Annotated in this window: 11 protein-coding genes; 9 read left to right on the top strand and 2 right to left on the bottom strand. The window is 68.1% G+C overall.

What is annotated here, in order from left to right; genetic code table 11:
- Nucleotides 1-167: 167 nt before the first annotated feature.
- From Q0Z66_RS10870 to Q0Z66_RS10855, 4 genes are all read left to right on the top strand, one after another.
- A complete protein-coding gene (locus Q0Z66_RS10870) occupies nt 168-1,520 on the top strand; it encodes a heparan-alpha-glucosaminide N-acetyltransferase domain-containing protein (protein WP_298041012.1) in 1,353 nt (450 codons plus the stop codon).
- Between the two features lie 43 nt (nt 1,521-1,563).
- On the top strand, nt 1,564-2,400 hold the full coding sequence (locus tag Q0Z66_RS10865) for an aldo/keto reductase (RefSeq protein WP_298041011.1): 837 nt from the start codon (nt 1,564-1,566) through the stop codon (nt 2,398-2,400).
- 76 nt (nt 2,401-2,476) lie between these two features.
- A complete protein-coding gene (gene msuE, locus Q0Z66_RS10860) occupies nt 2,477-3,037 on the top strand; it encodes an FMN reductase (RefSeq protein ID WP_298041009.1) in 561 nt (186 codons plus the stop codon).
- A gap of 38 nt (nt 3,038-3,075) precedes the next feature.
- On the top strand, nt 3,076-4,869 hold the full coding sequence (locus tag Q0Z66_RS10855) for a DUF255 domain-containing protein (RefSeq protein WP_298041006.1): 1,794 nt from the start codon (nt 3,076-3,078) through the stop codon (nt 4,867-4,869).
- A gap of 164 nt (nt 4,870-5,033) precedes the next feature.
- On the opposite strand, the gene Q0Z66_RS10850 is transcribed toward Q0Z66_RS10855, so the two are convergent.
- Nucleotides 5,034-6,584: a phospholipid carrier-dependent glycosyltransferase gene (locus Q0Z66_RS10850; protein ID WP_298041003.1), complete on the bottom strand. Its 1,551-nt coding sequence runs from the start codon at nt 6,582-6,584 to the stop codon at nt 5,034-5,036.
- A gap of 47 nt (nt 6,585-6,631) precedes the next feature.
- Here Q0Z66_RS10850 and rsmI point away from each other — a divergent pair, with 47 nt between their 5' ends.
- Nucleotides 6,632-7,453, top strand: coding sequence for a 16S rRNA (cytidine(1402)-2'-O)-methyltransferase (gene rsmI / locus Q0Z66_RS10845; RefSeq protein WP_298041001.1), 822 nt, complete (start codon nt 6,632-6,634; stop codon nt 7,451-7,453).
- Complete coding sequence (locus tag Q0Z66_RS10840) at nt 7,450-8,079, top strand: class I SAM-dependent methyltransferase (protein ID WP_298040999.1); 630 nt, start codon at nt 7,450-7,452, stop codon at nt 8,077-8,079. Before rsmI ends, Q0Z66_RS10840 begins: the two co-directional genes overlap by 4 nt.
- Here the strand turns inward: Q0Z66_RS10840 and Q0Z66_RS10835 are convergent.
- Nucleotides 8,018-8,593: a hypothetical protein gene (locus Q0Z66_RS10835; protein WP_298040997.1), complete on the bottom strand. Its 576-nt coding sequence runs from the start codon at nt 8,591-8,593 to the stop codon at nt 8,018-8,020. The genes Q0Z66_RS10840 and Q0Z66_RS10835 overlap by 62 nt on opposite strands.
- A 108-nt stretch (nt 8,594-8,701) precedes the next feature.
- Between Q0Z66_RS10835 and Q0Z66_RS10830 the strand changes: the two genes are divergently transcribed.
- From Q0Z66_RS10830 to Q0Z66_RS10820, 3 genes are all read left to right on the top strand, one after another.
- Entirely contained in the window at nt 8,702-9,877 is a 1,176-nt protein-coding gene (locus Q0Z66_RS10830) for a histidine kinase (RefSeq protein ID WP_298040995.1), read from the top strand.
- Entirely contained in the window at nt 9,870-10,514 is a 645-nt protein-coding gene (locus Q0Z66_RS10825) for a response regulator transcription factor (RefSeq protein WP_298040993.1), read from the top strand. The genes Q0Z66_RS10830 and Q0Z66_RS10825 overlap by 8 nt, the downstream gene beginning before the upstream one ends.
- Before the next feature lie 32 nt (nt 10,515-10,546).
- The coding region (locus Q0Z66_RS10820; RefSeq protein ID WP_298040991.1) for a methionine--tRNA ligase at nt 10,547-11,388 on the top strand (842 nt) is incomplete at its 3' end.

Here is an 11,388-nt window from a genome sequence, read left to right as displayed (position 1 = left end):
CCCGTGGCGCCGGCGACGATGACGACCTGGTTGTCGCGGATGGCGGCGGCGATCTCGTCCCGGGCCGCGCTGACGGGCAGCTCCGGGGGATAGGAGATGACGGGAGAAGACATAGCCCTTCATCGTACGACGCGTCGGCGACGGATGCTGATCCCTATGATTGACGGGTGAGCAGCACCCCTGTCGCCGAATCGGCGCCGACCCCCGTCCGTCCGTGGAAGAACTGGTGGGCGACGTTCGGCCGGCCTCCGCGCATCATGGGGCTCGATGTCGCCCGTGCCCTCGCGATCCTCGGCATGATCGGCGCGCACGTCGGCGAGGCCGGCGGCGTCGTGCCCTTCGACGTCAGCACGTGGGGCGGCCTCGTGCACGGCCGCTCATCGATCCTGTTCGCCGTCCTCGCCGGCGTCTCCATCGCGCTCATGACCGGCCGCTCGGTCCCGCCCGCACCCGAGCAAATGCCGCAGATACGACTGCGCCTGCTCGGACGGGGCGCCGCCATCTTCCTCATCGGCCTGTGCCTGGAGCTGCTGAACACCCCCATCGCAGTGATCCTCACCGTCTACGGGCTGCTCTACATCGCCGTGATCCCGTTCCTCGGCTGGTCGGTGCGCCGGCTGCTCCTCGCCTCCGGCGCGCTCGCGGTCGTCGCGCCGCCCCTGCTAGCGCTCGTGCAGACTCTCCTGCTGTACCCGATGGGACCGGGCCTGGACCTTGTTCTCTTCGGCACCTACCCGATCACCGTCTGGCTCGCCCTCGTGCTCGGCGGCATGGCTGTCGGCCGGACCAACCCCGAGCGCCTGTGCTCCGCCATCCGTATCCTCATCATCGGCGTCGTCCTCGCGGTGATCGGCTACGGCACCGCGGCGCTCGCCGCAGCATCCCTCGGTGATGCCTATGAAGACGACTCGCCCTCCTCCTCCAGCAGCTCCTGGATCGACGACTCGGACTTCCCGATGGGCGTGCCCGCGGAGGACATGGACCTCGAGGGTCTCGTGTGCGACGACTACGGTGACGGCTACATCTCCTGCTACCCGGCCGGCGACCACCAATACTTCGAGGACGGAGCATCCATCGACGAGGCCTTTGATGATGGCTTCTTCATCGACGGGTGGGGCAACTATCCCGGGATGCTGGCCGAGAACGATCTCGGAGGCGCGATGCTGTCCGCGCTCGTCACCGCCGATGCGCACTCCGGAGGCACCGCAGAGGTCCTCGGCTCCGGCGGATTCGCGCTCATCGTCATCGGCCTGTGCCTGCTGCTGAGCCGTCCGCTGCGCTGGGTGCTCCTGCCCGTCGCCGCACTCGGATCGATGCCTCTGACGGCATACAGCCTGCATGTGATGTCGTTCTTCGTCTTCGCCGGTCCCTCGGGCAGTCTCCACAGCAACGCGGTCTGGGGCATCTCGGCACTCGCCCTGCTCGTGCTCGCCACGCTGTGGGCGATCTTCCTGCGCCGCGGGCCGCTGGAGCGTCTCGTCGGGTGGTGCGCCGACACGATGGCGGGTCGTGTTGGATGACTCTCGATCACGAACCTGTCATCACAGGATCTAGGGTGAATGCATGACCATTCCCACAGTGACTCTCAATGACGGTGTCTCCATTCCCCAGCTCGGGTACGGGGTATTCCTCGTTCCCTCCGAAGACGCCGAACGCGCCGTGACCGAAGCGCTCGAGATCGGGCACCGCCACATCGACACCGCCGCGATCTACGGCAACGAGGCCGGCGTCGGCGCCGCGATCGCCAAGAGCGGCATCCCGCGCGACGAACTGTTCATCACCACGAAGCTGTGGAACGACCGCCACGACGGCGACGAGCCGAACGCGGCGATCGCCGAGAGCCTCGAGAAGCTGGCCATCGAACAGGTAGACCTCTACCTCGTGCACTGGCCGACCCCCGCCAAGGACAACTACGTGCACGCGTTCTCGAAGCTCATCGAGCTGCGCGAGCAGGGACTGACCCGCAGCATCGGCGTCTCGAACTTCCTCGTGCCGCACCTGGAGCGCGTCGTCGCCGAGACCGGCGTCACGCCGTCCGTGAACCAGATCGAGCTGCACCCCGCCTACCAGCAGCGCGACGTCGTCGCGTGGGCTGCGGATCACGGGGTCCGCATCGAGTCCTGGGGCCCGCTCGGCCAGGGCAAGTACGACCTGTTCGGCACGCCCGCCGTCGCCGAAGCGGCCGCCGCGCACGGCAAGACGCCCGCGCAGATCGTCATCGCCTGGCACCTGCACAAGGGCAACATCGTCTTCCCGAAGTCGGTGCGCAAGGAGCGCATGATCGAGAACTTCGACGTGTTCGGCGTCTCGCTCACCGACGCCGAGGTCGCCGCGATCGACGCCCTCGACCCGCTCGACGGGTCGGGCCGTGTCGGCACGCACCCGAACGACCTCAACTGAGACGCGGCGTTTCATTCGATGACGCCCCGTGTCGCAATAGGCGACACGGGGCGTTCTCGTCGCTAGCGTCTATGGCATGACCGCTCCCTTCCGCATCGTCGCCGTCTCCGGTTCGCTGCACGAACCCAGCAAGACGACCGCTCTGCTGCGTGCTATCGCCACGGCCATCGCCGATCGTGTCGACGCGGAGGTGCAGCTCATCGAGCTCACCGAGGTCGGGCCATCGCTCGCCGGTGCGCTGACCCGCGACGCTCTGCCGGTGCACGTCGAGGAGCAGCTCGTGGCGATCGAGCAGGCCGATCTGCTGATCGTCGGAAGTCCCGTCTACCGGGCGTCCTTCACCGGGCTCTTCAAACACCTGTTCGACTTCGTCGGGCAGTACGAACTCGTCGGAAAACCCGTCCTGCTGGCGGCGACCGGCGGGGGTGAGCGCCACGCGCTGATGATCGAGCACCAGCTGCGTCCTCTGTTCTCCTTCTTCCAGGCGCTGACGCTGCCGCTGGGCGTCTACGCGAGCAACACCGACTTCGACGGGTACACGATCACCTCCGAGGTGCTCGAGGCCCGGATCGCGCTCGCCGCGGACCGCGCCTTGCCGCTCATGAGCTATGCCGCGACGAACAACGTCCTCATCTGATCCGGGCACGTACACCAGCGCCCGCGTAGCGTGAGGGCATGAGCAACCGCCTCGCCGAGACCCTCAGCCCCTATCTGCGCGCGCATGCCGATAACCCGGTCGACTGGTATCCGTGGGGACCGGAGGCCTTCGCCGAGGCGCAGCGCCGTGATGTGCCGCTGCTCATCTCGATCGGATACTCCACCTGCCACTGGTGCCACGTCATGGCCCGGGAATCGTTCGCCTCGCCCGAGACCGCCGCGCTCATCAATGAGAACTTCGTGGCGGTGAAGGTCGACCGTGAGGAGCATCCGTCCGTTGACGGCGCGTACATGGCCGCGGCATCCGCGTTCACGCAGAATCTCGGCTGGCCGCTGACGGTCTTCGCGACGCCGACCGGGCGCACCTTCCACGCCGGGACGTACTGGCCGCCGGTGGCGCGAGGAGGGATGCCCGGGTTCGGTGACGTGCTCGCGGCGGTGCAGGATGCGTGGGCCCAGCGACGCGAGATGGCGGTGGAGCAGGCGGATGCCGTCGCCACGGCCCTCGTGCAGGCGGGGGCCGTCTCGACCTCTGACCTGCCGTCGGAGGCGGATCTCGTCGCAGCGGCGGAGAAGATCGTCGAGCGCGAGGATGCCCTGTACGGCGGGTTCGGCGGTGCGCCGAAGTTCCCCGTGGCGACGACGCTCGATTTCCTCCAGCATCCGGTGATCCGTGCCCGGGCGCCGGAGGCGGCGGGTGCCGCCGAGCGTGCGCTGACGGCGATGGCGGCATCCGCGTTGCGCGATCGCGATGGCGGATTCTTCCGTTATGCGACGATGCGCGACTGGACCGTGCCGCACTATGAGCGCATGCTAACCGACAACGCGCAACTCCTCAATGTGGCGCTGCGGGCGGGGTCGCCCGTGGTGGCGCGGGGTGTCGCCGGCTTCCTGTTGACGACGTTGCGTCGTGACGGCGGCGGGTTCCACGCCGCACAGGATTCGGAATCGGTCGTCGAGGGGCAGCGCGTCGAGGGCGGCTACTACCTGGCCGACTCGCGCGACGGTCTCGAACCGCCCGCCGTCGACGGCAAGGTGATCACGGGGTGGAACGGGCTCGCGATCGGCGCGCTCGCTCGCGCCGGGGTCGCTCTCGACAGTCACGAGTGGACGGATGCCGCGGCGTCTGCCGCCGATTACGTGCTGCGCGTGAATCGCCGCGATGGAGTGTTGGTGCGCTCGTCGCTGGATGGTGCGGCATCCGATGCCGTCGCGACCGCGGCTGATATCGCGCTGTTCGCCGATGGGCTGTTCGCGGTGGCCCTCGCGACGGGGGAGTCCTCATGGGCGGCGACCGCGCGGGGCCTGCTCGACGATCTGGTCGAGGAGGGGGCTGCCGAGGATCCGGTGCTCGCCGCGCATGGAGTCGTCGCAGCGCCGGATCAAACCGACGGCGACCTGCCCTCGAATGCCGCGGCCATCGCCCGGGTATCGCTGACAGCCTGGTGGCTCGGTGCGGGGGAGCGGTATCGGGAGGTCGCGGAGGAACACGTGCGACGGCACGGGGCATCCGCACTGCGGCATCCGTTCGGCCACGGATCGCTCCTCGCCGTCGCGGCGGGCCTCGCCCAGGCGCCGCGCCAGCTGGTCGCCGTCGTGACCGATCCGCGCGGGGCGCTCGCCCGTGCCGCACGCACTGTCGACGCCGACATCATCGCGATCGTCACACCTGCGCAGGCGCAGGCGTTCGCGGAAGCCGGATTCGAGCTGTTCGCGGGGCGGTCGTCGTCGGGCGACGCGGTGTTCGACTGCCGCGGTTTCGTGTGCCGCCTGCCGGTGTCGGATCCCGCTGAGGTCATCGCCGAGCGCTGAGCGGGCAATCGTGGCCGCGTGGCACGGGGCGGATCTCGATGGTCATCCCCTCGGGGTAGAGGCACTGCGTTGCGCCTCGCGGACGATGTTGCGCACAGCGGACGTATGCTGCGAAAAGCTCCGCCACCTGCAACAAGCTCCGCTACGCGCAACACGGGAGCGGGTCAGATCCACCCCGGCAACCAGTTGTGGGCGAGCCAGAACTGGTACGGCACGTTCATGCCCGTCCACACCGGGTAGAAGAACGCCGAGATGAGCACGGCGGCGATGAGGAAGATCGCCACGGCGCGCTGCCCGACCTGCCGGCGATGCAACGGGGCCGAGCGTCTGCCGGCCATCTCCCGCAGGGCGAGGACCAGGGCGAGCACGAGGAACGGCATCATCACGACCGTGTAGAACTGGAAGATCGTGCGCGTCGGGTAGAACAGCCACGGCACATAGGTCACCGCGAGCCCCAGCAGCGGGAGGACGAAGAGCGGCGGCACCGGCCGACGCTCGATGAGAGAGCGCACGATCCGGTAGAGCAGGTAGAGGGCGGCCGCGACACCGGCGTACCAGATCAGCGGGTTCGGGATCGTGGAGATCACCGAGATGCAGTGGTCGGTGCCGCAGGAGCCGTCATCCCCGGTCCACACGGCGGTCGGACGCAGCAGCAGGGGCCACTGCCAGGCCGCGCTCGCATAGGGGTGCCCTGTGCTCAGCCCGACGTGGAAGCCGTACATCGACCGGTGATACATCCACAGGGCGACCAGCGGGTTCGCATCGGACTGGCGGTCGTAGCCGCCTGCCGTGACGAGCCAGCCGCTCCACGTCACGAGATAGGTGAGCGCCGCGGCGGGGACCATCAGCAGGAAGGAGACCACGCCCTGTCGGGCGACAGCATCCATGGGCCAGTAGGCGACGCCGGCACGGCGCCGGGCGAGAGCATCTGTTATGACGACGTACAGGCCGAAGCCTGCGAGCACATACAGGCCCGACCATTTCACGGCGCTGGCCGCGCCGAGGGCGACGCCTGCGGCGATCAGCCAGGGGCGCCGGACGATCACCGGACCCCACAGCGGCTCCTGCGTGTCGCGGAGCATGCTCTCGACGAGCGGGATGCTGCGCCGTTGATCCAGCAGGACGAGCAGGAATCCGAGCAGCACGAAGAAGGTGAGGATGCCGTCGAGCAGCCCGATCCGGCTCATGACGATGCTCAGCCCATCGATGGCGAGCAGGAGCCCGGCGATCGATGCAGCGGTGATCGAACGGGTCATGACACGGGTGACGAGGTAGACGAGCAGCACGGTCGCGGTGCCGAGGAGAGCGACCGGCAGACGCCAGGCGGCGCTGTTTCCCGCACCGAAGAGTCCCATGCCGAGCGCGATGATCCATTTGCCCAGCGGCGGATGCACGACATAGCTGCCGGTGTCGCTGAGAGCGCTCATGTCGCCGGTGATGAAGGCGAGATCGGCGCCGTCGGCCCAAGCTCCCTCGTATCCGAGCGCCCAGAGCGCCCAGGCGTCCTTCGCGTAATAGGTCTCATCGAAGGCGAGTACCCGCGGATGGGCGAGGTTCGCCAACCGCAGCACGGCGGCGAGTGCCGTGATGACGAGAGGCGCGAGCCAGCGGAGCGTGCGGTTCCACTCGACGTCGCCGAGCACGCGATCGCGCAGCCGCTCCCAGCGGGTCAACGATTCCGCAGGCGGCGGCAGCAGGGGCTCGGGCGCGGTCACGGCTCCAGCCTAGATCGATCGCCGTTCGAGCCGCCTAAGCTGAACAGGTGATCATCCTCGCCGCCACCCCGATCGGAAACCTCGGCGATGCGTCTCGCCGCCTCATCGAGGTGCTCGAGAACGCCGAGGTCGTCGCTGCGGAAGACACCCGCACCACCGCGCACCTGCTGAAGGCGCTTCAGATCGAGAACCGTCCGCGCCTGGTCGCGTTGCACGACCACAACGAGAAGCACAAGGCCGCAGAGCTCGTCGCGCTCGCCGCAGAGCAGGACGTCATCGTCGTCAGCGACGCAGGGATGCCGGCGGTCAGCGATCCCGGATACGGCGTGGTCGCCGCAGCGGTCGAGGCCGGCGTCACGGTCACCGCGATCCCCGGGCCGAGCGCCGTGCTCATGGCTCTCGCCATCTCGGGGATGCCCACCGACCGCTTCACCTTCGAAGGGTTCCTGCCGCGCAAACCCTCCGAACGCCGCTCGACGCTGAACGCGCTCGCCGCAGAACCCCGCACGATGGTGTTCTTCGAGTCGCCCGCCCGCATAGCATCCGCCCTCGCCGATATGGGAGCGGCTTTCGGCGATGACCGCCGCATCGCCGTCTGCCGTGAGCTCACGAAGCTCTATGAGGAGGTGCGCCGCGGCACGGCCTCCGAACTCGTCGCCTGGGCCGAGAACGGCGTCAAGGGCGAGATTGTCGTGGTTGTCTCGGGTGCCCCGGCCCGCGCCGTGTCGGCAGAGGACGCCGGTGCCCAGGTGCAGGCGCTCGTCTCAGGCGGCATGCGGCTGAAGGAGGCGTGCGCCGAGGTGGCGGCCGCGACCGGACTCAGCTCGCGCGACCTCTACCAGCAGGCCCTCGCCGCGCGTCAGAAATGACCGATTTCGCTGTTGCCTCCGCATACGACACCCGCGCCGCGGAATACATCGAGGTCCTCGGCGACATCGCGCAGATGGACGCCGCGGATCGCGCCCTGATCGGCGAATGGCGCGACGCGACCGAGGGGCGGCTGTTGGATGCCGGATCCGGCCCGGGGCACTGGACGGCGTTTCTGAACGATGGTCATCACGAGGCTTGCGGCATCGATCTGTCCGCCGAGTTCGTCGCCTCCGCGCAGGAGCGGCATCCGAGCATCCGTTTCGAAGTGGGAACGATCCGTGAGATGCCGTATGCGGACGACGAGTTCGGCGGCGTTCTGGCCTGGTACTCCCTGATCCATGCGCGGCCGGAGGAATTAACGGAGATGGTCGACGAGCTGATCCGCGTTCTGCGCCCCGGCGGCAGCATCCTGATCGGCTATTTCGACGGTCCGCCTCACGAGTCCTTCGCGCACGCCGTCGCCCCCGCATACTTCTGGAGCGCCGAATCGCTTTCGCAACTGCTGGCGGATGCCGGTGCCGAGGTCGTCCGCAGCGAACGGCGCGAGCGCGTCGCGGGCGAGCTCAGCTCCCGCGCCCATGGCTCGGTGATCGCCGTGAAGGCTGCAGCGCCGATGCCACGGTGACCCAGATCGGCCAGCCGACGAGCCAGATCACCGTCACCAGCCACACGCGTGCGATCCAGCTGAGCAGCTCTTCCGTTCGCGCGGAATCGCCCACGATCCACGTAATGCCGCCGAGAACGATGGTCGCGATCACGGCGCACAGCACCATGCGTCCCCAGTCCCTCCACTCGTGAACGATGCGCGCGCGTCCGCGCGCAGGAAGAACCTCCGGCGCGGGACCGTCGGCGAAGCGGTGCGCGAACCATCCGTCGACGCGGTGGATGATGCGATGGCCGAACGCCACGGTGAAGCCGAGATAGACCGCGCCGAGCCCGTGCGTGAAGTCGGCCGTCGAACCGGCGATCGTGAGATCCCACGTGATCAGAGCCAGCAGGGCGATGTCGAGCAGCGGTACGCACACGAGCAGGACCGTCGACAGGCGCTTGAGCCGCAGCAGGTATCGGGCGGCGAGCCCGCCGAAGAGGACGACCCAGAAGCCGATCTCGCAGATGAGGATGGCGACGACGATGTTCATGCATCCCACGCTCGCGCGTGGGCGCCGCACGCGGATCCTCCCGCCGGTCGGAGTCGTCTCCTCCGTTCGGAGGAGGACGGATGCTCCGTCCTCGGGCAGGATGAGCACATGCTGCGGTCGCACCTCACCTCGCTCATCGCCCAGGTGAACGCGCGCCCCCGCACACGGGATGCGATCCTCGCGGCCGTCTACCTGGTGATTGGCTTCGTGCTGCTGCAATTCGGCGGGTACGGGATGTGGGCGACGGGACTGGCGATTCCGGCCACCGGGCTGTGGAGCGCGGAGAGCGGCTTCCTCGTGCTGCTGTTGCTGATGTCGGCGCTGGCGCTGCTGCGATCGTCGCGCCCGGTTCTGGTGGTGGCGCTCGCCGCGCCGTTGGCCGCTGCGGATCTTCTGCTGGGAAGCAGCATCGGAGTCGTGCTCCTGTTCGCCGACTTCGTGTACTGCGCGTTCCGGTACAGCAGCGACCGGAGCGTGCGGCTGCTGCTCGCCGTGATCGCCGCCGTCATCGCGATCACGGCCGTCGTACTCATCGTCCTGCCCGGAGTCTCCGTGCGGGTCGTCACGATTTCTCTGCAGTGGGCGCTGATCGTCCTGATCGGCGCCCTCTGGGGGTGGAACGTACGCAGCGAACGGCAGCGCACGCGCGCGGAGATGGACTCCGAGCACCGGCGGGCCACGCGTCTGCTGCGGCAGAGGATCGCGCACGATCTGCACGACCTCGTCGCCAATCAGATCGCGGTGGCCGGCCTCAACATCGAGGCGACCCGGTTGCTCGACATCGGCGACGACGTGGAAGCGGGTCTTGCTCGCGCCGCCGCGGGGACGGACGAGGCGCATCGGCAGCTGCGTCGCCTCATCGCCGTGCTCACGACGGTCGATGACCTGGCGGAGGAGACCGCACAGCCCGCCCTGGGCGATCTCGCCGCTCGGGTGCCGACGGGACGCGCGCTCATCCCGGAGGGCGCGGATCTCGATGCGGCTCTGGAAGCCCTGCCCCGATCGGCGGGCATTGCGATGCGCGCCGTCCAGGAGCTGCTCACGAACGCCGTCAAACACGGTCGGGGAGATATCGTGCTGCGTACGACGACGGAGATGGATGAGGTGATCGTGGAGATCGAGAACTCGATCGCGGCACGAGATTCGGTGCTCGGCTCGGGAATCGGCATCCCCGGGGCGGCGCTGCTGCTCGACAGCATCCAGGCGACGCTGGCTTCCGAACCCATCGATGAGAGCCGTTGGCGTGCACGCATGACGCTGATTCGGGAGGACGCGCATGTCTGATCCGATCCGCGTCGTCCTCATCGACGACCACGAGGCGGTTCGTCGTGGGGTCGCGGCAATCCTCGGAACGGATGAGGGCATCGAGATCATCGGTGAGGCGGAGAACGGCTTCGAGGGGGTCGCCCTCTGCGTGAGCGAGGAACCCGATGTCGCCCTCGTCGACCTGCGGATGCCGGGGACGGATGGCATCTGGGCGACGGAGCGCATCACGGGCCAGACCCGCACGCGCGTGCTCGTGCTGACCACCTTCGACTCCGACGACCTGATCGCCGCGGCGCTCGCCGCCGGTGCTCACGGCTATCTGCTCAAGACGACCCGCGGCGTCGAGCTGATCCAATCCGTTCGTCATGTGGCCGCGGAGCGGCACGTCATCGATCCGGCGATAGCGGGGGCGCTGATCGCACAGGTGAATCGTCTCCCCGAACGGCTGGGGAAGGCCCCGGGAGAGGGCCTCGACCTCACTCCGCGCGAGAGAGAAGTGCTGGCGCTGCTCGCCGAGGGACTGACGAACCAGCAGATCGCCGATCGGCTGCACGTCGGCATCACCACGGTGAAGACGCATGTCGGAGCGCTCTACGGCAAGACGGGAGCCACGACCCGTGTGCAGCTGGGCAGGCTCGGCGGTCGCACAGCGTAACCGTCCCGGCTTTCCTGCCTAGAATTGACACCATGCCCGCAGGCGATTCCTTCTACATCACCACGCCCATCTACTACCCCTCCGATGTGCCGCACATCGGCCACGGGTACACGTCGGTGGCGGTCGACACGCTCGCCCGCTGGCACCGTCAGTCCGGGGACGACACCTGGATGCTGACGGGCACCGACGAGCACGGCCAGAAGATGCTGCGGGCGGCCGCCGCGAACGGCGTCACCCCGCAGGAGTGGGTCGACAAGCTCGTCTCCGAGAGCTGGTTCCCGCTTCTCGAGACGCTCGACGTCGCGAACGACGACTTCATCCGCACGACGCAGGAGCGCCACGAGAAGAACGTTCAGGTGTTCTTCCAGCGACTGTACGACTCGGGGTACATCTACGCCGGCGAGTATGAGGCGCTGTACTGCGTGGGTTGTGAGGAGTTCAAGCCCGATAGCGAGATCGTCGAGGGTACCGGGCCGTTCGAGGGCCTGAAGGTCTGCGCCATCCACTCGAAGCCGCTGGAGCTGCTGCAGGAGAAGAACTACTTCTTCAAGCTGAGCGAGTTCCAGGACCGCCTGCTGGAGCTGTACAAGACCGAGCCTGATTTCGTCCGCCCCGACTCGGCGCGCAACGAGGTCGTCTCGTTCGTCAGCCAGGGTTTGAAGGATCTCTCGATCTCGCGCTCGACCTTCGACTGGGGCATTCCGCTGCCCTGGGACGAGTCGCACGTCATCTACGTGTGGGTCGATGCGCTGCTGAACTACGCCACCGGCATCGGTTACGGCAGCGATGACGAGAACTTCGCTCGCCGCTGGCCCGCCTACCACGTGGTAGGCAAGGACATCCTGCGCTTCCACGCCGTCATCTGGCCGGCGCT

The organism is uncultured Microbacterium sp. (assembly GCF_947632095.1).
GTDB lineage: Bacteria > Actinomycetota > Actinomycetes > Actinomycetales > Microbacteriaceae > Microbacterium.
Note: the sequence above shows the minus strand (reverse complement) of the source record. Positions and strands in the feature narration are given on the sequence as shown.

Coding starts and splice junctions, on each gene's coding strand:
- Q0Z66_RS10865 (WP_298041011.1), top strand. CDS start 1,564: ATGACCATTCCCACAGTGACTCTCAATGACGGTGTCTCCATTCCCCAG.
- msuE (WP_298041009.1), top strand. CDS start 2,477: ATGACCGCTCCCTTCCGCATCGTCGCCGTCTCCGGTTCGCTGCACGAA.
- Q0Z66_RS10855 (WP_298041006.1), top strand. CDS start 3,076: ATGAGCAACCGCCTCGCCGAGACCCTCAGCCCCTATCTGCGCGCGCAT.
- Q0Z66_RS10840 (WP_298040999.1), top strand. CDS start 7,450: ATGACCGATTTCGCTGTTGCCTCCGCATACGACACCCGCGCCGCGGAA.
- Q0Z66_RS10835 (WP_298040997.1), bottom strand. CDS start 8,593: ATGAACATCGTCGTCGCCATCCTCATCTGCGAGATCGGCTTCTGGGTC.
- Q0Z66_RS10830 (WP_298040995.1), top strand. CDS start 8,702: ATGCTGCGGTCGCACCTCACCTCGCTCATCGCCCAGGTGAACGCGCGC.
- Q0Z66_RS10825 (WP_298040993.1), top strand. CDS start 9,870: ATGTCTGATCCGATCCGCGTCGTCCTCATCGACGACCACGAGGCGGTT.